At 60.4% G+C, this 20,375-nt stretch carries 21 protein-coding genes; 12 read left to right on the plus strand and 9 right to left on the minus strand.

Going from position 1 to position 20,375, the window contains the following annotated elements:
* Position 1: 1 nt before the first annotated feature.
* From AC1RBR_RS06940 to AC1RBR_RS06950, 3 genes are all read right to left on the minus strand, one after another.
* Complete coding sequence (locus AC1RBR_RS06940; protein WP_134785621.1) at positions 2-460, minus strand: tripartite tricarboxylate transporter TctB family protein; 459 nt, start codon at positions 458-460, stop codon at positions 2-4.
* 58 nt (positions 461-518) lie between these two features.
* Positions 519-1,496 carry a Bug family tripartite tricarboxylate transporter substrate binding protein gene (locus AC1RBR_RS06945; RefSeq protein WP_492563587.1) on the minus strand — a complete coding sequence of 326 codons (978 nt, stop codon included), beginning with the start codon at positions 1,494-1,496 and terminating at the stop codon, positions 519-521.
* Positions 1,497-1,590: 94 nt separating this feature from the next.
* Positions 1,591-2,883 carry an OprD family porin gene (locus AC1RBR_RS06950; protein ID WP_166497100.1) on the minus strand — a complete coding sequence of 431 codons (1,293 nt, stop codon included), beginning with the start codon at positions 2,881-2,883 and terminating at the stop codon, positions 1,591-1,593.
* Positions 2,884-3,119: 236 nt separating this feature from the next.
* Between AC1RBR_RS06950 and AC1RBR_RS06955 the strand changes: the two genes are divergently transcribed.
* Both AC1RBR_RS06955 and AC1RBR_RS06960 read left to right on the plus strand, forming a co-directional pair.
* Entirely contained in the window at positions 3,120-3,791 is a 672-nt protein-coding gene (locus tag AC1RBR_RS06955) for a response regulator (RefSeq protein WP_003222545.1), read from the plus strand.
* Positions 3,784-5,169 carry a sensor histidine kinase gene (locus AC1RBR_RS06960; RefSeq protein WP_492563589.1) on the plus strand — a complete coding sequence of 462 codons (1,386 nt, stop codon included), beginning with the start codon at positions 3,784-3,786 and terminating at the stop codon, positions 5,167-5,169. Before AC1RBR_RS06955 ends, AC1RBR_RS06960 begins: the two co-directional genes overlap by 8 nt.
* Positions 5,170-5,321: 152 nt before the next feature.
* On the opposite strand, the gene AC1RBR_RS06965 is transcribed toward AC1RBR_RS06960, so the two are convergent.
* Both AC1RBR_RS06965 and ygfZ read right to left on the minus strand, forming a co-directional pair.
* Complete coding sequence (locus AC1RBR_RS06965) at positions 5,322-6,143, minus strand: HDOD domain-containing protein (RefSeq protein WP_204895730.1); 822 nt, start codon at positions 6,141-6,143, stop codon at positions 5,322-5,324.
* 35 nt (positions 6,144-6,178) lie between these two features.
* Positions 6,179-7,120, minus strand: a complete 942-nt coding sequence (ygfZ, locus tag AC1RBR_RS06970; protein ID WP_492563591.1) for a CAF17-like 4Fe-4S cluster assembly/insertion protein YgfZ — start codon at positions 7,118-7,120, stop codon at positions 6,179-6,181.
* A 149-nt stretch (positions 7,121-7,269) separates the two neighbouring features.
* Here ygfZ and AC1RBR_RS06975 point away from each other — a divergent pair, with 149 nt between their 5' ends.
* A complete protein-coding gene (locus tag AC1RBR_RS06975) occupies positions 7,270-7,524 on the plus strand; it encodes an FAD assembly factor SdhE (protein WP_007963266.1) in 255 nt (84 codons plus the stop codon).
* On the plus strand, positions 7,508-7,960 hold the full coding sequence (locus AC1RBR_RS06980) for a protein YgfX (RefSeq protein ID WP_492563593.1): 453 nt from the start codon (positions 7,508-7,510) through the stop codon (positions 7,958-7,960). The genes AC1RBR_RS06975 and AC1RBR_RS06980 overlap by 17 nt, the downstream gene beginning before the upstream one ends.
* On the opposite strand, the gene nadB is transcribed toward AC1RBR_RS06980, so the two are convergent.
* Positions 7,929-9,545 carry an L-aspartate oxidase gene (nadB, locus tag AC1RBR_RS06985; protein WP_253150845.1) on the minus strand — a complete coding sequence of 539 codons (1,617 nt, stop codon included), beginning with the start codon at positions 9,543-9,545 and terminating at the stop codon, positions 7,929-7,931. The two genes, AC1RBR_RS06980 and nadB, sit on opposite strands and share 32 nt — an antisense overlap.
* A gap of 558 nt (positions 9,546-10,103) precedes the next feature.
* Here nadB and rpoE point away from each other — a divergent pair.
* From rpoE to AC1RBR_RS07005, 4 genes are all read left to right on the plus strand, one after another.
* The gene (gene rpoE, locus AC1RBR_RS06990) at positions 10,104-10,685 is read left to right on the plus strand and encodes an RNA polymerase sigma factor RpoE/AlgU (RefSeq protein ID WP_003172477.1); all 582 of its coding nucleotides are present in this window, start codon (positions 10,104-10,106) and stop codon (positions 10,683-10,685) included.
* A gap of 30 nt (positions 10,686-10,715) precedes the next feature.
* Positions 10,716-11,303, plus strand: a complete 588-nt coding sequence (locus AC1RBR_RS06995; protein ID WP_003222558.1) for a sigma-E factor negative regulatory protein — start codon at positions 10,716-10,718, stop codon at positions 11,301-11,303.
* 8 nt (positions 11,304-11,311) lie between these two features.
* On the plus strand, positions 11,312-12,274 hold the full coding sequence (locus AC1RBR_RS07000; RefSeq protein ID WP_492563596.1) for a MucB/RseB C-terminal domain-containing protein: 963 nt from the start codon (positions 11,312-11,314) through the stop codon (positions 12,272-12,274).
* Between the two features lie 210 nt (positions 12,275-12,484).
* The gene (locus AC1RBR_RS07005; RefSeq protein WP_095138539.1) at positions 12,485-13,915 is read left to right on the plus strand and encodes a DegQ family serine endoprotease; all 1,431 of its coding nucleotides are present in this window, start codon (positions 12,485-12,487) and stop codon (positions 13,913-13,915) included.
* An 80-nt stretch (positions 13,916-13,995) separates the two neighbouring features.
* Here AC1RBR_RS07005 and AC1RBR_RS07010 read toward each other — a convergent pair whose 3' ends face one another.
* Positions 13,996-15,429, minus strand: a complete 1,434-nt coding sequence (locus tag AC1RBR_RS07010; RefSeq protein ID WP_007963277.1) for a M48 family metalloprotease — start codon at positions 15,427-15,429, stop codon at positions 13,996-13,998.
* Positions 15,430-15,527: 98 nt separating this feature from the next.
* Here AC1RBR_RS07010 and AC1RBR_RS07015 point away from each other — a divergent pair, with 98 nt between their 5' ends.
* On the plus strand, positions 15,528-15,767 hold the full coding sequence (locus AC1RBR_RS07015) for a sulfurtransferase TusA family protein (RefSeq protein ID WP_095138540.1): 240 nt from the start codon (positions 15,528-15,530) through the stop codon (positions 15,765-15,767).
* 32 nt (positions 15,768-15,799) lie between these two features.
* Positions 15,800-16,870: an AI-2E family transporter gene (locus AC1RBR_RS07020; RefSeq protein WP_027614463.1), complete on the plus strand. Its 1,071-nt coding sequence runs from the start codon at positions 15,800-15,802 to the stop codon at positions 16,868-16,870.
* 121 nt (positions 16,871-16,991) lie between these two features.
* Here AC1RBR_RS07020 and AC1RBR_RS07025 read toward each other — a convergent pair whose 3' ends face one another.
* On the minus strand, positions 16,992-17,465 hold the full coding sequence (locus AC1RBR_RS07025; protein ID WP_204895725.1) for a peroxiredoxin: 474 nt from the start codon (positions 17,463-17,465) through the stop codon (positions 16,992-16,994).
* Positions 17,466-17,475: 10 nt separating this feature from the next.
* Positions 17,476-18,036 carry a glycine cleavage system transcriptional repressor gene (locus AC1RBR_RS07030; protein WP_007963284.1) on the minus strand — a complete coding sequence of 187 codons (561 nt, stop codon included), beginning with the start codon at positions 18,034-18,036 and terminating at the stop codon, positions 17,476-17,478.
* Positions 18,037-18,361: 325 nt separating this feature from the next.
* Here AC1RBR_RS07030 and dapA point away from each other — a divergent pair, with 325 nt between their 5' ends.
* On the plus strand, positions 18,362-19,240 hold the full coding sequence (dapA, locus tag AC1RBR_RS07035; protein WP_027614465.1) for a 4-hydroxy-tetrahydrodipicolinate synthase: 879 nt from the start codon (positions 18,362-18,364) through the stop codon (positions 19,238-19,240).
* Between the two features lie 17 nt (positions 19,241-19,257).
* The gene (gene bamC / locus AC1RBR_RS07040; protein WP_095138541.1) at positions 19,258-20,373 is read left to right on the plus strand and encodes an NlpB/DapX family lipoprotein; all 1,116 of its coding nucleotides are present in this window, start codon (positions 19,258-19,260) and stop codon (positions 20,371-20,373) included.
* The last annotated feature ends 2 nt before the right edge of the window (positions 20,374-20,375 follow it).

Consider the following 20,375-nt stretch of genomic DNA (forward strand, 5'->3'; position numbering starts at 1 on the left):
ATCAGTTCTCCAGAACGTCGAGCAGGCCCAGAGGCAGTGGAACGTCCATCAGACGGTCGAACAGCAGGTACAGACCGATGGCCATCAACGTTGTCACCACAATGCTCGGTAGCCAGCGACCGCCATACAGGCGCGCCATCGGGATGCCGATCAGGATGCTGCTGAGGATGAAGCCCAGCGGTTCGAACAGACCGGCGAAGACCAGCAGCAACAGCACGCAGATGCCGATCTTGGTCAGGGTTTGGCGATCCAGCGGTGGCTCGTCTTCGCTGTGTTTGATCGGTGCCGGGCGGAACACCATGTACAGCAGCGCCAAGCCCATCAGGCCGAGCATCAGCAGGGGAAAGGCGCGCGGGCCGACCGGTTCGTAAGAAAAAGCCGCTTGATACGGCCACGCCATCAGCGCCAGGCCGACGCAGGCCAGCAATAGCACCGAGGCGAAAATGCGTTGTAAGAGCATGGGAAACTCCTGTGCCGAGGCCTCGATGCGCGAGGCCGCAGCCGCTAGACAGAGACGATCACTGAATCAGGCCGAACTCTTTGGCCAGCACCTTGTAGTCCGCCACCTGCTTCTTCACGTAGGTGTCCAGCTCTGGGCCGGTCATGGCGAACGGGAACAGCTCACGTTGATCGCGCAGCTTGGCGAACTCTTCCGAGGCCAGCAGTTTGTCGAAGGCGTCCTTCCACCAGGCGTAGTCTTCGTCGCTGACTTTTGGCCCAAGGTAGAAACCACGCACCACCGGCCAGACGATGTCGTAGCCCTGCTCGCGCGCGGTCGGGATATCCTTCATTTCTGGCTCGTCGATGCGCTTGTCGGCGAACACTGCGAGCAGACGCATGTCACCGCTCTGGATGTGCGGCATGGAGTCGGAGATGTCGGTGCTGCCGACCTGGATGTGGCCGCCGAGCAGCGCGGTGGCGATTTCGCCGCCGCCTTCGAGGGCGACGTAACGCAGGTCACGCGGGTTGATCCCGGCAGCCTTTGCGATCAGTGCGGTCTGCATCCAGTCCTGGCTGCCGACCGTGCCGCCGGAACCGATGACCACGGAACTCGGATCTTTCTTCAGGGCTTTGACCAGATCGTCGAGGGTTTTGTAGGGCGAATCGCTTTTCACCGCGATGGCACCGTAACTGGTGCCGACGGCGGCCAGCCAGCGCACATTGGTTTCATCGAAACGACCGAATTTGCCTTGCGCCAGATTCAGCAGCGAACCGCTGGACCACGCCACGAGCGTGCCGGCGTCGGCCGGGCGTTGGGCGACGACCGCGTTGTACGCCACCGCGCCGACACCGCCGGGCATGTAGGTCACGCGCATCGGTTTGGTCAGCAGTTTTTCGTTGACCAGCGCGCTCTGCGCCAGTTTGCAGGTCAGGTCGAAACCACCGCCGGGGGAGGCCGGGGCGATGCATTCCGGACGTTTCGGTTCAGCCATCAATTGGCCGGCGAACAGCATGACGCCAGCGGCCAGAGCAACTTTACGCAGTGACACATTCATTGGTTTCTCCACGGTCTTGTTGTTGTAGGGCTTTTTGTAGGAGCTGCCGCAGGCTGCGATCTTTTGATCTTCCAACCCGCAGCATTTCAATCAATTACCAAAGGGCAACGCTATAGCTCACCAGCAACCGCACTTCATCGGCATCGCGAGCCGAGTAGTTGGAACGGTAAGTGGCATTACGCAAACGCACCGCGACGTCCTTCAGGGCGCCGCTTTGTACTACATATTTGATCTCGGTGTTGCGCTCCCACTCTTTGCCTTCTTCGCCATTCTTGAGCTTGATGTTGTCACCGCTCAGGTAACGGCTCATGAACGACAGGCCAGGGATGCCGAGGCGGGCGAAGTCGAAATCGTAACGCGCCTGCCACGAGCGTTCTTCGGCGCCGGCAAAGTCGTTGATCTGTACGAAGTTGACCAGGTACGGGTCGCTGCCATCGACATAGGGGAACGCGCTGTCGCCGGACATGTGCTGATAACCGGCGCTGAACTTGTGGCCGCTCAGGGCGTAGCTGACCAGACCGTTGAGCGAGCGGTTGTCGATCTCGCCACCACGGGCCGCGCCCTGATCGTCACTGACGGCAAAGCGCAGGTCGGTGGCGAAGGTGCCCGGGCCCATCGGCCGCGAGGCGACCAGACCGAAGAAGTGCTGGTTATAGACTTCGTCCAGTTGGGCGAAGTGGTAACTGCCGGTGATCTTGTCGGTGAACTTGTAGTCCACGCCGGCAAAATCGAAATGCTTGCCGGCAGCGGTACCGGCGAAACGGCTGTTCTTGTTGTTGAGGGCGATGTCCTCGAAATCGGTGCTGTCGCGATCCTTGGCTTTCTCCAGACGCCCGCCGGTGAAGGTCAGGTTCTTGATCTCTTTGGAGGTCAGCAAGCCGCCTTCAAAGGTCTGCGGCAGGATGCGCCCGTCATTCGGTTTGAGGATCGGCAGTTCAGGAATCAGGCTGCCGATTTTCAGTTCGGTGGCGGAGATTTTCACTTTGCCGGTCAGGCCGACTTTCGAGTATTCGTCCGCCGCGCGCCCGTCATCGTGGGTCGGCAACAGGCCGGTGCCGGTACGATCCGGGCTCGAATCAAGTTTGACCCCGAGCATGCCCAGCGCATCGACACCGAACCCCACGGTGCCGTCGGTGTAACCCGATTGCAGGTTGAGCATGAAACCCTGCGCCCATTCATCACGCTTGCTCTGCTGGGCACTGGTGCCGTCGCGAAAGTCGCGGTTGAAGTACATGTTGCGGGTTTCAAAAGTGGCGGAACTGTCTTTGATGAAGTCGGCATGGCTCAGCGGCGAAAAACCGGCGAGGGCAGCAGTGCTGGCGAGGGTGGCGTGGCGCAAACGAGAAGGACGAACAGGCGTAGGAGCCTTGGTCTGCAAGGACGGCATGCGGGTGTACTCCGTTTATTGTTCTTATTGGTCGAAAACGCTTCGAGGCGTTTTTCGTATCGCTGTGTGGCAGCAGCGACGGCAGTCGAAACTGTCCGTGACCGGACTCTAACGGGCTAACCTTTCACTAACCTTTCAGCTGGATTTCGCGGGTTTCGGGCTTCACAGCGGCGGTTGCGGCTGTAAACTCCGCGGCAAAGAGTGGCGTCGGCCATCCCTGAATGAGGTAGAGATCCATGCGTGTTCTGCTCGTCGAAGACCATTTGCAACTGGCCGAAAGTGTCGCCCAGGCGCTCAAGAGCACCGGTCTGACCGTGGACGTGTTGCACGATGGCGTGGCCGCCGACCTGGCGCTGGGCAGTGAGGAATACGCAATGGCGATCCTCGACGTCGGCCTGCCGCGCATGGACGGCTTTGAGGTGCTGGCACGCCTGCGCGCACGCGGCAAGAACCTGCCGGTGTTGATGCTGACGGCGCGCAGCGATGTGAAGGACCGCGTACACGGGCTCAATCTCGGTGCTGACGATTACCTGGCCAAACCCTTTGAACTGACCGAGCTCGAAGCGCGGGTCAAAGCCCTGCTGCGACGCAGTGTGCTCGGTGGCGAGCGCCAACAGCGCTGTGGCGTGCTGGCCTACGATCTCGACACCCGGCGCTTCAGCCTCGGCGAAGAACTGCTGACCCTGACCTCTCGCGAACAGGCAGTGCTCGAAGCGTTGATCGCCCGCCCGGGCCGAGTGATGAGCAAGGAGCAACTGGCGGCACAGGTGTTCGGTCTCGACGAGGAGGCCAGCCCTGACGCCATCGAAATCTACGTGCATCGCCTGCGCAAGAAACTCGACGGCCAACCGGTGGCGATTGTGACTTTCCGTGGCCTCGGCTACTTGCTGGAAAGCCGCGATGCATAAGCCCAGCAGCCTGCGCTGGCGGTTGCTGTGGAACCTCGCGTTGTTGCTGGTGGTGTTGATGCTCGCCAGTGGTTTGAGCGCGTACTGGAACGGGCGCGAAGCCGCCGATACCGCCTACGACCGCACCCTGCTGGCCTCGGCGCGGACCATCGCCGCCGGCCTGTCGCAGCGCGACGGCACCCTCAGCGCCGAGGTGCCCTACGTGGCGCTGGATACCTTCGCCTACGACAGCGCCGGGCGGATTTACTACCAGGTCAACGACATCCATCAGAAGCTGATTTCCGGCTATGAAAACCTGCCTGGCCCGCCACCCGGCACGCCAAGAACCGACGATTACCCAGCGCTGGCGCGCTTCTATAACGCGACCTATCGCGGGCAGAACGTGCGCGTGGTCAGCCTGCTCAAAGCCGTCACCGAACCGAACATGAACGGCATGGCGGAAATCCGTGTCGCCGAAACCGATGAGGCGCGGGTCAGCATGGCCCGCAGTCTGGCGGCCGATACGCTGCTGCGTCTGGGCATGCTCGCGATCGGCGCCTTGTTGCTGGTGTGGTTTGCGGTGAGTGCCGCGCTGCGCCCGCTGGAGCGTTTGCGCACGGCGGTGGAGGAGCGTCAGCCCGATGATTTGCGGCCGCTGCCGCTGGTGGAAGTGCAACATGAATTGTGGCCGCTGGTGCGCGCGCTCAATCACTTCACTGAACGTTTGCGCGGGCAATTCGAACGACAGGCGCAGTTCATCGCCGATGCTGCACACGAACTGCGCACGCCATTGGCGGCGTTGAAGGCGCGGCTGGAACTGGGGCTGCGTTCGACTGAGGCGCAAACCTGGCGCAGCACGCTGGAGTCCTCTGCGCAAAGCACCGACCGCTTGACCCATCTGGCCAATCAACTGCTGTCGCTGGCGCGTGTGGAAAACGGTGCCCGTGCCATTGCCGAGGGCGGCGCGCAACTGCTCGATCTGAGTCAGTTGGCCCGCGAGCTGGGCTTGGCCATGGCGCCGTTGGCTCATGCACGCGGGGTCGCGCTGGCGCTGGAGGCGGATGAGCCGGTATGGCTGCGCGGTGAGCCGACGTTGCTCAATGAACTGTTGAGCAATCTGGTGGACAACGCACTGGCGCATACGCCACCGGGCGGCAACGTGATTCTGCGGGTCGCGGCGCCCGCGGTGCTTGAGGTCGAAGATGACGGGCCGGGCATTCCGCTGGAAGAGCGGGATCGGGTATTCGAACGCTTCTACCGGCGCAATCAGCAGGTTGCAGGCTCAGGGTTGGGGCTGGCGATTGTCGGAGAGATCTGCCGGGCGCATCTGGCGCAGATTACCTTGCACGATGGCGAGCAGGCCGGTTTGAAGGTTCGGGTGAGTTTTATTGCGGGATAGCAGCCGAGAGGGCTTTTGTGGCGAGGGAGCTTGCTCCCGCTCGGCTGCGCAGCAGTCGTGATCCCTGAGTGCAGGGTTTGCCTGATGAAGGGAGGCCGCCTGGTTTTGGGGCCGCTTCGCAGCCCAGCGGGAGCAAGCTCCCTCGCCACAGGTCAGTAAAACATCGTCCGCGATTCTTCCAGATCCGCGCACAATTCCTTGTTCTCCGTATCGATCCCAAGCTTCCTGAACGCCGGTACACTGTGCGGATCAATCCGCGCAAACGGATGCTCGGTGTTCTTGTGGCAATACAGGCTCGCCACCTGCACCAGATCGACGTAATCAATCTGCGCCGAGTTGCGCTTGAAATCCAGATACAGCCCCGGCAACGCCACCAGTTGCTCGGGAAATTCCCAGACCCGCAACAACTTGTCGCCCAGCAGCGGATGAATATGGTCGATCACATGGTTGAGGCTTACCGGGTCCGACAGCAGTTCGTAGTGATCTTCGGCGTAGGTCAAGATCGGCAGCACGCCGATCTGATGCACCAGCCCGCCCAGCGCCGCCTGATCAGGTTTGAGTTGGGTATGCCGGCGGCACAGGGCGTAGCTGACGCCGGCGATTTCCAGGCTCTTGCGCCAGACTTCGCGCATCTTCTGTTCGACCACCTCGGAGCGGGCGTGGAAAATCTGTTCCATCACCAGCCCGATCGCCAGGTTGCTGCTGTAGTTCACCCCAAGGCGGGTGATCGCGGTGTGCAGGTCGGTGACTTCCTGGGTGGCGCGCAGCAACGGGCTGTTGACCACTTTGATCAGTCGCGCCGACAACGCCGTGTCGCGGCCGATCACTTTGCTCAGGTCGCTGACACTGATCTCCGGGTCTTCGGCGGCCTTGCGAATTTGCAGGGCCACTTCCGGTAAAGTTGGCAGAACCAGGTCATCGTTATCGATGGCCTCAACCAAATCCTGTTGGACCTTATCCGCCAGCTCGCTCATGTAGATTCTCTAGGGTGTTGCAACAAAAGCTGCGATCAGCGCTGGATTTCGCGGTCGCGATCCAGTTCGTAGGGCAGGTCGAGCAAATGCAGGGCTGGCCCTTCGAGGGCGCCCAGGTGCAGATCACCCGCTTCGGCAGCTTCGGCCTGCAACACCGCCAGCAGTTCAATCTTTTCTGCGGCGCGGGCGGCAATCACTACTTCGCCGATGGCGCTGCTGTGGCTTGGGGCGAACAGCGGGGTTCCCGGCTCGGGCAATTCGCTCGCGTCCAGTTGCACGCGATAGAGACGACGCTTGAGCTTGCCCAGGTACTGCATGCGCGCGACGATTTCCTGGCCGGTGTAGCAACCTTTCTTGAAACTCACGCCGCCGACGGCCTGCAGGTTGAGCATCTGCGGGATGAACAGCTCGCGGGTGCTCGGCATGACCTGACCGATACCGGCGCGAATCTGCCCCAGCAGCCATTGGTTCAACTCGCCTTCAGGCAGGGCGCCGGCCAGTTTGGCCTTGATGGTGTCGGCTTGATCGGCCGGTACCCAGAGTTCGGCGCGATCCGGCGAGACACGAATCGCGATCAGGCCCGCGCTGCGCACCACGCTGTCGGTTTCGCTCGGCAGATCCAGACCCAGACTGGCCAACGCTGCGTCGCCGTGCTCCAGACCAAAACGCACCCAGGCGGCGCTTTCGTCGGTCAATTTGGATTTGGAGAACACCGCGTACTTTTTCAGATCCGCCAGTTGCGGTTCCAGCAGTTCGCTGGCCATCGCCAGCAGCACGCCGTCACCTTCGAGCAGAATGCGGAAGCTCGACTGCATCCGGCCTTTTTGCGTGCAGCGCGCGCCCAGGCTGGCCTGGCTGTCGCTGAGGTAGTTGAGGTTGCAGGTCAATTGGCCTTGCAGGAATTTGCCGGCATCCACGCCGCGAACCGCGAGTACGCCTTCATGAGACAGGGTGCAGAAAAAAGCAGAATCGGCCATGGGTCATCGCAGGGTAAAAAGTCTGGGGCACATCATAAGGGCGCGTTGTTGAAATGGGTAGTTGATAAAGGATCGGTGGTGCCCGACCAAAGCCGACTGTGCGACCCGCGCCGGGGCTGTATACTGCGCGCCTATTTGAGGAGGGCTCCATGGTCGAACAAGTTGAACTCAATCGCCTCTTCTGGCACAGCCGCCGCGGCATGCTGGAACTTGACGTGCTGCTGGTGCCGTTCGTGCAAGAGGTCTATCCGCACCTCAACCAGGTCGATCGCGACTTGTATGTCCGTCTGCTGACCTGTGAGGATCAGGACATGTTCGGCTGGTTCATGGAGCGCAGTGAGTCCGAAGACCCGGAGCTGCAGCGCATGGTCCGGATGATCCTGGACCGTGTTCAGCCCAAGTAACACCTTCGAATGCCGCTGGCATGCCTCACGGCAGTTGCTGGCGGCGTATCTGTTGGCCCAAGCGTTCGCTCTGGGTGTGTTGTTTCTTCTGACGATTCCACTCTGGGCCAGTTTGCTCGGGGCTTTCGCTTGTGTGCTGCACGCCGCGTGGGTGTTGCCACGGCAGATTCTGCTGACGCATCCGCAGGCTTTTTGCGGACTGCGCCGCGACGCCGATGGCTGGCAGTTGTGGAATCAGGCGGGCGGCTGGCAAGCGGTGCAGCTGCGCCCGGATAGCCTGGCGTTGCCGTTGATCGTGGTATTGCGCTTTCGTTTGCGCGGCGAGCTGCGGGTGCGCTCGATCTGTGTACCGCGAGACTCGCAGGCAGCGGATGTGCACCGACGCCTGCGAGTGCGGCTCAAGTTCAGCCGGCGTAGGTGGGCGGCACCAGAATAGTGTCGAGCGCCTCGGGCAGCAGGTTTGGATAGTCGAGTGTGTAATGCAGACCGCGACTTTCCTTGCGCTCCATGGCCGAGCAGATCATCAGTTCGGCGACTTGCGCCAGATTACGCAGCTCGATCAGATCGCGGCTGACTTTATAGTTGCTGTAGAACTCGTCGATCTCGTCCAGCAACAGACGCACGCGGTGCTGCGCCCGTTGTAGACGCTTGTTGGTGCGCACGATGCCCACGTAGTCCCACATGAAGCGGCGCAACTCATCCCAGTTGTGGGCGATGATCACGTCTTCGTCGGAATCGGTCACCTGGCTGGCGTCCCATTCGGGTAGAGCGCTTGGTGCTGCGATTTCGTCCAGTTGCGCAAGAATGTCCGCTGCCGCCGAGCGGGCATAAACGAAGCATTCGAGCAGCGAGTTGCTGGCCATGCGGTTGGCCCCGTGCAGACCGGTGAAGCTGGTTTCGCCGATGGCGTACAGCCCCGGCACGTCGGTGCGACCGTGTTGATCGACCATCACGCCGCCGCAGGTGTAGTGCGCCGCCGGTACGACCGGGATCGGCTGCCTGGTGATGTCGATGCCGAAACCCAGGCAACGTTCGTAGACGGTCGGGAAGTGGCTTTTGATGAAGGCTTCAGGCTTGTGGCTGATGTCGAGATACACGCAGTCGACGCCCAGCCGCTTCATTTCATGGTCGATGGCGCGGGCGACGATGTCCCGCGGCGCCAGTTCAGCACGTTTGTCGAAGCGCGGCATGAACCGTTCGCCGTTGGGCAGCTTCAGATGAGCACCTTCGCCGCGCAGGGCTTCGGTAATCAGAAAACTCTTGGCCTGTGGGTGGTACAGGCACGTGGGGTGGAACTGGTTGAATTCCAGGTTGGCCACCCGGCAGCCCGAACGCCAGGCCATGGCGATGCCGTCACCGCAGGCGCCATCGGGGTTGCTGGTATAGAGGTAGACCTTGGCCGCGCCGCCGGACGCGAGGATCACGAAGCGTGCGCCGTAGGTATCGACTTCGCCGGTCGCGCGATTCAGCACATAGGCGCCGAGGCAGCGCTCGCCGTCCATACCCAAGCGGCGTTCGGTGATCAGATCAACGGCAACCCGTTGTTCCAGCAGCTCGATGTTGCTGCGCTCTTTGGCCTGAGCAAGGAGGGTGGTGAAAATCGCTGCGCCGGTCGCGTCAGCGGCATGGATGATGCGCCGATGGCTGTGCCCGCCTTCGCGGGTCAGGTGGAATTCGAAACCGCCGTCTTCGGTGCCGGACTGTTCGTCGCGGGTGAACGGCACGCCCTGGTCGATCAGCCACTGGATGGCTTCGCGGCTGTGCTCGACGGTGAAGCGCACCGCGTCTTCATGGCACAGACCGCCGCCGGCGTTCAGGGTGTCGTCGACGTGGGATTCGACAGTATCGGTATCGTCCAGCACGGCAGCGACGCCGCCCTGGGCCCAATAAGTCGAGCCGTTGGCCAGATCACCTTTGCTCAATACCGCGACGCGCAAATGACCCGGCAGGGTCAGTGCGAGACTCAAACCGGCAGCGCCGCTGCCAATCACCAGAACATCGTGTTGAAACTGTTGGCTCATTTCAGGATTCCGCTCAAAGCGACCCGGATCGGGGTTGGCGCAAGACAGCTGGATCGGCGAGTCAAGACAGCCACACAGCCCACTAGTATATAGAGGGGGGGAGCGGCACAATAGCCGGGCTCGTATGGCATTGTGAAACTACTGTGACGACAAAAGCTTGACGTTTCGTCGGACGTTTTTTTCCGTCGTTTTCGGAAAAGGCGACTGTATCGAGGATGAAACAGGCTTTTTCAGCACACGGTTGCTCAATGTCGCTTCAGCCCGGCTATAAATAATTGGAACTTTTGCCAGAGGCCCAAGATCAATAGTCAGTTGCCAGAAGCATGGGACAGTGTCGGCTTCAATGCAGAACCTGCGATTGGGTTTTTGCCGGCGAACCGATGACAAGATTATTCGCGCAGCCGGTTTATCCCGCGCTGCGTTTTTCGTGCGTGCCAAATCAGAGCCCGCAGGAAACTTGCCTGGAGGGGGAGAACTTTTGCGAAAAGCCCGAGTCTATGTTTGCAAGTCTGGTCGTTTAGTTATGCAAGCCTCCTCCATGCTTATCGAGGAGTGTTCATGCTAACCCAGGAAGAGGATCAGCAGCTGGTCGAGCGTGTTCAGCGTGGCGACAAGCGAGCTTTCGATCTGCTGGTGCTGAAATATCAGCACAAAATTCTCGGGTTGATCGTGCGTTTTGTGCACGACACCCATGAAGCCCAGGATGTGGCTCAGGAAGCCTTTATCAAGGCCTACCGAGCGCTAGGAAACTTTCGCGGAGACAGCGCGTTCTATACGTGGCTTTACCGCATTGCCATCAACACGGCAAAAAACTATCTGGTTTCACGCGGCCGCCGGCCGCCGGATAGCGATGTAAGTTCTGAAGATGCAGAGTTCTACGACGGCGATCATGGCCTGAAGGATCTCGAATCACCGGAACGCGCATTGCTGCGGGATGAGATCGAAGGCACCGTCCATCGAACCATTCAGCAACTGCCAGAGGATTTGCGTACGGCTTTAACTTTACGTGAATTCGATGGTCTGAGTTACGAGGACATTGCGAGCGTCATGCAGTGTCCGGTGGGTACCGTGCGCTCCCGGATTTTCCGCGCTCGGGAGGCCATCGATAAAGCCCTGCAGCCGTTGTTGCAGGAAAACTGAGACAGCGGCGACAGCCAAGAGAGGAACGCCATGAGTCGTGAAGCCCTGCAGGAATCGCTGTCCGCAGTGATGGATAACGAAGCGGACGAACTGGAATTGCGTCGAGTGATCAATGCACTGGACGATGTTGAAACCCGTGAGACCTGGGCTCGTTATCAGATCGCTCGGGCAGCCATGCACAAGGATCTGCTGCTTCCGCGTCTGGACATTGCTGCGGCAGTTTCTGCTGCGCTGGAAGACGAAACGGCTCCGGCCAAAGTATCCCGCGGCCCTTGGCGCAACCTTGGTCGTCTGGCCGTTGCGGCTTCGGTGACCGTTGCAGTACTGGCTGGTGTGCGCCTGTACAACCAGGACGAGATCGCTGGCGTCGAGCTGGCCCAGCAGTCCAACCAGCCTTCGCTGGTTGCGCCGCAGGTCAAAGGCCCGGCTGTTCTGGCAGGCTACAAGGAAAGCTCGGAAACCACCGGCCCGATGGCCAATGGCGTCCTGCAGGGTCAGCCAGGCTGGCACGATCAGCGTCTGCCAGGCTATCTGCGTCAGCATGCTCAGCAGGCTGCATTGAAAGGTACTGAAAGCGCTCTGCCTTACGCGCGTGCAGCAAGCATGGAAAACCGTTAAGGAGGATCATGCGCGCCATACCTCTACTTTCGCTTCTGCTCAGCGGCTGGTTTGTTGTTCCAGCCCATGCCGACGAGGCCCAGGACTGGTTGATCCGCCTGGGTCAGGCCGAGCAGCAGCAAAGCTTCCGCGGCACTTTCGTATACGAGCGTAACGGTAGTTTTTCTACCCACAATATCTGGCACCGCGTCCAGAATGGTCAGGTTCGCGAGCGTTTGCTTCAGCTCGACGGATCGGCACAGGAAGTCGTGCGCGTTGATGGGCATACTCAATGCGTCAGCGGCACCCTGATTGCGGGGTTGGGAGATTCTCCCAACTCGACCGCTCGTTCGCTTGATCCCCAAAAGCTGAAAAACTGGTATGACCTTGCTGTCATCGGCAAGTCGCGCGTGGCCGGGCGTGATGCGGTCATCGTGTCGCTGACGCCTCGCGATCAGCATCGCTATGGTTTCGAACTGCATCTGGATAAACAGACCGGGTTGCCACTGAAATCGTTGTTGCTCAACGACAAGGGGCAGTTACTCGAGCGTTTCCAGTTCACCAGTCTTGATACCGCAGATGTTCCGTCGGACAAAGACCTGCAAGCTGGCACCGAGTGCAAGGCAGTTACGCTTGACAGTGACAAGGCGTCTGCCGTCAAGACGGCTCAGGTTTGGCGTTCCGACTGGTTGCCACCTGGCTTCGAACTGACCAGCAGCACCTCGCACAAAGACCAGGAAACCAAAACTCAGGTTAATAGCCTCATGTATGACGACGGGTTGGCGCGTTTCTCGGTGTTTCTGGAACCGTTGAACGGTGCGACAGTCACGGATACGCGCACGCAGCTCGGTCCGACCGTCGCCGTTTCCCGTCGTCTCACCACGCCTCAGGGCGAAATAATGGTTACGGTGGTTGGCGAGATCCCCATTGGCACAGCTGAAAGAATTGCCTTGTCGATGCGTAACGATGGCGCTGCAACCAGCAAGCAGTGAGCTGATTTCAGTCATTTCCACTTGTTCTTCGAGACGTAGATGAAATGTTTGCTCAGCATTTTCATTTGCAAATCCCCCGAAAGTTTTTTATAGGTCAGAGCCTCACGGCTCTGGCCTTGTCTGTTGTTCCCGGAACAAAAATACCGGCCCGCGGTTCCCGGTGTTCCTTGCTCCATATCGCTTAACCCTGCTCGTCGTAACGGGAGCTGTATGTCGATACTTAGCTTGAAGTCTTATCTCTCCATTTTCGCCACCGTGCTCGTGCTTGGTCAGGCGGTGCCCGCTGCCCAAGCGGCCGACTTGCCTGACTTCACCCAACTGGTTGAACAGGCCTCGCCTGCAGTGGTGAACATCAGTACCACGCAGAAGCTGCCGGACCGCAAGGTGAACCAGCAGATGCCTGATCTTGAAGGCTTGCCGCCGATGTTGCGCGAGTTCTTCGAACGCGGCATGCCGCCTCAGCAGCGTTCGCCACGCGGTGATCGTCAGCGCGAAGCGCAATCGCTGGGTTCGGGCTTCATCATTTCCTCGGATGGCTACATCCTGACCAACAACCATGTGATTGCCGATGCCGACGAAATCCTCGTGCGTCTGGCTGATCGCAGTGAAATGAAAGCCAAGCTGATCGGCACTGACCCACGCTCTGACGTGGCCCTGCTGAAAATCGATGGCAAGGATCTGCCGGTGCTCAAGCTCGGCAAGTCCCAGGACCTGAAGGCCGGTCAGTGGGTGGTGGCAATCGGTTCGCCGTTCGGCTTTGACCACACCGTGACCCAAGGCATTGTCAGCGCCGTCGGCCGTAGCCTGCCGAACGAAAACTACGTGCCGTTCATCCAGACCGACGTGCCGATCAACCCGGGTAACTCCGGTGGCCCGCTGTTCAACCTGAACGGTGAAGTGGTCGGGATCAACTCGCAAATCTACACCCGTTCCGGCGGGTTCATGGGGGTGTCGTTCGCCATCCCGATCGACGTGGCGATGGACGTTTCCAATCAGCTGAAAAGCGGTGGCAAGGTCAGCCGCGGCTGGCTGGGTGTGGTCATTCAGGAAGTGAACAAGGATCTGGCCGAGTCGTTCGGTCTTGATAAGCCGGCCGGTGCGCTGGTTGCGCAGATTCAGGATGATGGTCCGGCAGCCAAGGGTGGCCTGCAAGTGGGCGACGTGATCCTGAGCATGAACGGTCAGCCGATCGTCATGTCCGCCGACTTGCCACACTTGGTCGGTGCGCTGAAAGCGGGCGCCAAGGCCAACCTTGAAGTGATTCGCGACGGCAAGCGCAAGAATGTCGAGCTGACAGTCGGTGCGATTCCGGACGAAGACAAAGAGCTGGCAGCACTGCCGAAGTCCGGCGCGGAAAGCAGCAGCAACCGCCTCGGCGTTTCGGTGGCGGAACTGACCGCTGAGCAGAAGAAAACCTACGACCTCAAGGGCGGTGTGGTGATCAAGGAAGTTCAGGACGGCCCTGCGGCCCTGATCGGTCTGCAGCCGGGTGACGTGATCACTCACCTGAACAACCAGGCCATCGGCTCCACCAAGGAGTTCACCGATATTGCCAAGGCCCTGCCGAAGAATCGTTCGGTGTCGATGCGCGTTCTGCGTCAAGGTCGCGCCAGCTTCATCACCTTCAAACTGGCTGAATAAGCCGGTCGCGGTGAAATAAAAAACCGCCTCGAGAGAGGCGGTTTTTTTGTGCCTGAAACTTTTATCTCGCTGATGAAAACTCAGCCCATCATGTCCTTGATCATGCGCTCCTGCTCCATCAGCTCGCGCTGGCGTGCATCAATCCGCGAGGACAGCGGGAAGTTGCTGCCCGCCTTGCGCTTGGCAAAGTCGAGCTGCTGGATCGCCTGCCGATAATCACCGACCAGCGCGAAGTACTCGGCGCGGGCCTGATGCAAGCCGATGATGTTGCCTGAGAGACCACGGGTCTCGGCCACCTGGTACCACACGTCCGGATCATTCGGACGGGATTTGAGCAGGCTATCGAGAGCCTTCTCTGCGTCGGCAGTGCGATTCTGTTTCAGCAACAGATCGACGCGAACCTGATTCAGCGGGTAATTGCCAGGATACTGCGTGAGCATCCGGTCGACCCGCGTTTGCGCATCCGGCAGGCGGTTGTTGGTGATGTCCAGGTCGATCTGCGCGAGGTTGTAGATGATTTCGTTGGGCGACTTGGCCAAGAGCTGTTTGAGGTTCTCCCGGGCTTCATTGAGCTGCCCACCCTTGATCTGGGCGATTGCCAGGCCGTAGCGCGCCACGTCGTTCTTCGGATTCTCATCCAGTTGTGCGCGAAAGCGTTTGGCGCCCAGCCCCGGGGTTTCTTCGTAGATCAACTGTACGCGAGCGCGAATCAGCTGATAGCGCATGCTGTCTTCGATGCCGCCCGCTGGCGCTTGTTCTGCGCGGTTACGGGTGTCGGCGATACGCGATTCGGTGACCGGGTGAGTCAGCAGAAACTCCGGCGGCTTGGCGTCGAAGCGATACTGGCGCATCAGGCGTTCGAACATGGTCGGCATCGAGCGCGGATCGTATCCGGCCTTTTCCAGGTTGAGGATGCCGATGCGGTCGGCTTCCTGCTCGTTCTGGCGCGAGAAGGTACGCTGCGACTGAATGGCTGCGGCCTGAGTACCGGCGATGGTCGCGATCCCGGCATCACCGCCCCCGGCGGCGGCAATCACGATCCCGGCGAGCAGAGCCGCCATCATCGGCACCTGCATCCGCTGCGAAGCTTCGACGCCGCGAGCAAAGTGACGTTGTGACAAGTGAGCCAGTTCGTGGGCCAGTACCGAGGCATATTCGCCTTCGGTCTGCGCGTTGAGGAACAGCCCGCCGTTGACCCCGACCACGCCACCCGGCGCGGCGAAGGCGTTGAGCTGCGGGCTGTTGATCAGGATGAACTCCAGGCGGCGGTCGGTCACTTGGCTGGTTTCCACCAGTTTGTAGACGCTGGACTCGACGTAGTCCTTGAGCTGCGGATCGTTGAGCTGTGCAACCTGGCTGCGCAACATCGCCAGCCAGGCGCGGCCCAACTGGTATTCCTGTTGCGGAGAGACAATGGCAGAACTGGCGTCGCCAAGTGACGGCAGATCGTCGGCAAAGCCCGGTGAGGCGAGCAGGCAAGCGAGCGTCAGCAGGGTAGGGCGCAGAAATGTCATGCACAAAGCCTTAGAAGACAAAGACCTTACTGTAGCCGGACACCGGGCGTGCGACCAGATATTCTAGGCGCCTCAACCACCTGAACCGGAGTGACGCAATGACTGACGCTGTAGCCCATGACTGTGAACTGGACGCCAGTGGCCTGAATTGCCCGTTGCCATTGCTCAAGGCCAAGATGGAACTCAACAAGCTGTCCAGCGGCGCGGTGCTCAAGGTGATCGCCACGGATGCGGGTTCGCAGCGCGACTTCCGCACCTTTGCCCGTCTGGCCGGTCATACGCTGCTGCGCGAAGAAGAGGAAGCAGGCGTCTACCGTTACTGGTTGAAAAAAGCCTGAAGCCAACAGCGTAAAAGACCTAAGGATTATTGATGTTCAAAGTGTTACGCGACTGGATTCAGCGCTACTTTTCCGATGAAGAAGCGGTGGTGCTGGCGGTGCTGCTGTTTCTCGCCTTCACCGCGGTGCTCACGCTCGGTGGCATGCTTGCGCCGGTATTGGCCGGGATGGTGCTGGCGTATCTGATGCAGGGGCTGGTGCTCGCCCTTGAGCGTATGCGCGTGCCTGGTGCGGCGGCGGTGGGCCTGGTGTTTGCGCTGTTCATGGGCGTGTTGCTGGTGTTCATCGTGGTGGTCTTGCCGCTGCTGTGGCATCAGTTGATCACGCTGTTCAACGAGCTGCCGGGCATGCTCGCCAAGTGGCAGTCGCTGCTGTTGCTGCTGCCCGAGCGTTATCCGCATCTGGTCTCCGACGAGCAGGTGCTGCAGGCCATCGAAGCGGCGCGTGGCGAGATCGGCAAATTCGGCCAATGGGCGCTGACCTTCTCGCTGTCGAGCCTGCCGCTGCTGGTCAACATCATGATCTATCTGGTGCTGGTGCCGATCCTGGTGTTTTTCTTCCTCAAGGATCGGGCCATGATCGGCGAGTGGGTGCGCGGCTATCTGCCCCGTGAGCGGGCGCTGATCACCCGCGTGGCGCAGGAAATGAACCGGCAGATCGCCAACTACATTCGCGGCAAGGTCATCGAGATCGTGATCTGTGGCGGCGTGACCTACATCGCCTTCGTCGCGCTTGGCCTCAACTATGCGGCGCTGCTGGCGTTGCTGGTCGGGGTGTCGGTGGTGGTGCCGTACGTCGGTGCGGTGGTGGTGACCGTGCCGGTGTTACTGATCGCGCTGTTCCAGTGGGGCTGGAGCGATCAGTTCATCTATCTGATGGCGGTCTACGGGATCATTCAAACGCTGGATGGCAACGTGCTGGTGCCGTTGCTGTTTTCCGAGGCGGTCAACCTGCACCCGGTGGCAATCATTTGCGCGGTGTTGTTGTTTGGCGGGTTGTGGGGGTTTTGGGGCGTGTTCTTCGCGATTCCGCTGGCGACGCTGTTCAAGGCAGTGCTGGACGCCTGGCCGCGCAAGGAGCCGGTTGTAGCTCCGTTGCTTTAAAACCGGATTACTCGTTGCGGCTTATGGCCCCTTCGCGAGCAAGCCCGCTCCCACAGTTGACCGAGGTCTATGTGGGAGCGGGCTTGCTCGCGAAAGCGTCAGTGAAAACGACGCAGAAATATCAGGCTTTATTGAGGGCCTGAGCCGCAGCCAGCACCGCATCCACATGCCCCGGCACTTTTACACCGCGCCATTCCTGACGCAGTACACCGTTCTTGTCGATCAGGAATGTGCTGCGATCAACGCCCAGATACTCCTTGCCGTACAGCTTTTTCAGCTTGATCACGTCGAACAACTGGCAGACGGCTTCGTCCTTGTCGCTGATCAGCTCGAACGGAAACTCCTGCTTGCACTTGAAGTTCTCGTGAGACTTCAGGCTGTCGCGGGAGATACCGAAAATCTCGGTATCAGCGGCCTGGAACGCCGCGTACTGGTCACGAAAACCCTGGCCTTCGGTGGTGCAGCCCGGGGTGCTGTCCTTCGGATAGAAGTAGATCACCACTTGTTTGCCCTTGAGGGCGGACAGGCTGACGGTCTGCCCGCTGGTGGCAGGTGCTTCGAAATCCGCAACCGGTTGGTCGATGACGACGGCCATGAAAGCTTCCTTACATTGGGTTTTGTGGGCGCCAAGGTTCGATCAGCGCATCCAGGTTCATTGCGTCGGCGAAATCCAGGAACTGGTCGCGCAGCCAACTGATCTGGGTGCCGGCCGGCAGTGTCACGGTGAACGTGGCGTTGAGCATGGTGCCGCCGGTCTGCGGCGCCTGATAGGTGTCGCAGGTCAGGTTTTCCAACTCGACGTTGTGATCCATGAAGAACTGGCACAGCTCATTGATGATGTCCGGGCGATACGCCGAGCTGACATAAGCCACGTACGGCAGGGCCTGCGGACGGTTTTCCAGAGCCGCGCTGCGTACCACGTTGACGGTGAATGCGTGGCGCTTGGCCAGGGTCGGCAGGCTGCCTTCGAGGCGGGCCAGCGCGTCCCAGCTGCCGGAGATTTCCAGCACCAGGGCGCTGCATTCGCCATGGCGAGTCAGGCGGGAGGTGACGACGGCGCAGCGATTTTCATGGCTGGCGCGGCACAGGACGTTAGTCAGCTCCATGGGGTTGGCGCCAAGGGCACTGATGACAAGGAATTGTTCGCGAACTGTGGGGGTGGACATGCAGCATTCCTAAAGCGATGAGCGGTCGGTAGGTCGATGGGCATTGGCCGTCGGGATGCGTCTGCGCGTGCCCGTTCAGAAAGCCCCGGGCCGTGGCTCGCAATTCGCTCCAATAAAGGCGGAGCGTGCAGCAGCGACACTGGAACGGGGCCTGGGAGGCCGAAAGGGGAGGCTGGAACCCGGCGTACAAGCTGATCTGTACCGATCAAAGTCTGAAGGGTAGCGAAAACCGAGGCCAAGGGGAATGGCGGCGCAGTACTTCGCTTGTGCAAGCATCTTGGCGCCAGTACCATTACCGCTCTCTTTTTCCGGCAGGAGCGGTTTCATGATTGCGGGCAGTATGGTGGCACTGGTCACTCCCATGGATGCACAAGGGCGTCTTGACTGGGACAGCCTCAGCAAACTCGTGGACTTCCATCTCAAGAACGGCACCCATGCCATTGTCGCGGTCGGTACCACCGGCGAGTCGGCGACCCTTGATGTAGAAGAACACATCGCCGTCATCAAAGCCGTGGTCAAACAGGTAGCCGGGCGCATTCCGGTGATCGCCGGTACCGGCGCCAACTCGACCCGCGAAGCCGTCGAGCTGACCCGCAACGCCAAGGAAGCCGGCGCCGACGCCTGCCTGCTGGTAGTTCCGTACTACAACAAGCCGACCCAGGAAGGCCTGTACCAGCATTTCAAGCACATTGCCGAAGCAGTCGACATTCCACAGATTCTCTATAACGTTCCCGGCCGCACCTCCTGCGACATGCAGGCCGAGACCGTAATTCGCCTGTCCAGCGTGCCGAACATCATCGGCATCAAGGAAGCCACCGGCGACCTGAAACGCGCCAAAGCCATCATCGACGGCGTGAGCAAGGACTTCATCGTGCTGTCCGGCGATGATCCGACCGCGGTCGAGCTGATCCTGCTGGGAGGCAAAGGCAATATCTCCGTAACGGCCAACGTCGCCCCGCGCGAAATGGCTGACCTGTGCGAGGCCGCGCTGAAAGGCGACGCCGAGACCGCACGGGCGATCAACGAAAAATTGATGCCGCTGCACAAGGACCTGTTCATCGAAGCCAACCCGATTCCGGTGAAGTGGGCTTTGGTTGAAATGGGCCTGATGCACGAAGGCATCCGCCTGCCGCTGACCTGGCTGAGCGCTCCTTGTCATGAAACGCTTCGCACGGCCCTGCGCCAGTGCAGCGTCCTGGTTTAATTGAGGAAGTACAACGCATGAAGCGAATGGCCGGACTTTCCGCACTTGCCTTGATTATCTCCAGCACCAGTGGCTGCGGATGGGTCTGGGGCCCGGAAGGTTATTTCCGTGACCGTGGTAGCGATTACCTGGAAGCGCAACAGACTGCACCGATGCAACTGCCACCGAATGTCAGCACCTCCAAGCGTCTGGATCCGCTGTTGCCGATCCCGCGCAACGTGGCTGATGACACGGCGAAGGGCGAATACGTGGTACCACGTCCGCAACCGCTGACGGCGGTTGCCGATGCGACCGACTACTCGCTGCAGAAGAGCGGTGACTCGCGTTGGGTCGTGGCCCAGCACCCACCGGCCGAAGTCTGGCCAGTGGCGGTGCAGTTCTTCCAGGACAACGGTTTCCGACTGGATGAACAGCGCCCGCAAACCGGTGAGTTCACCACCACCTGGCAGCATTCCGACGAGCTGTCCGCCGCTGTGGCCAAGCGCCTGAGCGCCGCCGGTGTCGGTGCCGACAGCGAAACCCGCGTGCGGGTGCGTATCGAGCCGGGCGTGCAGCGCAACACCAGTGAAATCTACGTGGTCAGCGCCGAGCGTCCTGCCGGCAGCACCGCCGACGTCGAGTTCACCAACCGTTCGGTCAACACTGGCCTGGACGCAGCGCTGGTCGACGACATGCTGGCGAGCATGAGCCGGATCTCCGAGAAGGGTGGTTCGGTGTCGATGCTGGCTTCGCGCGATTTCGATACCCCGAGCCGTGTCAGCCTCAGCGAAGACGGCAGCGGCAACCCGGTATTGAACGTCGGTCCGGACCTGGATCGTGCCTGGTCGAGCGTCGGTCGTGCGCTGGAGCAAGGTCAGTGGCGCGTTGAAGACATCAACCGCAGCCTGGGCCTGTACTACATCAACCTGGCCGAAAAAGCCGAGAAGAAAGACGACAAGCCTGGTTTCTTCAGCAGCCTGTTCGGCAGTGCGCCGACCAAGGAAGAAGTTGAAGCCCGTGCCGAGCGTTATCAGGTTCGCCTGAGCAAGGTCGGTGAGAACGTTCAGGTGACCGTCGAGAAGAACATCAACACCGTAGCGCCTGCCGATGTGGCGCGCAAAGTGTTGAGCGTGATTCAGGACAACCTGGGCTGATC

The organism is Pseudomonas sp. GW823-FHT01D03 (assembly GCF_058798255.1).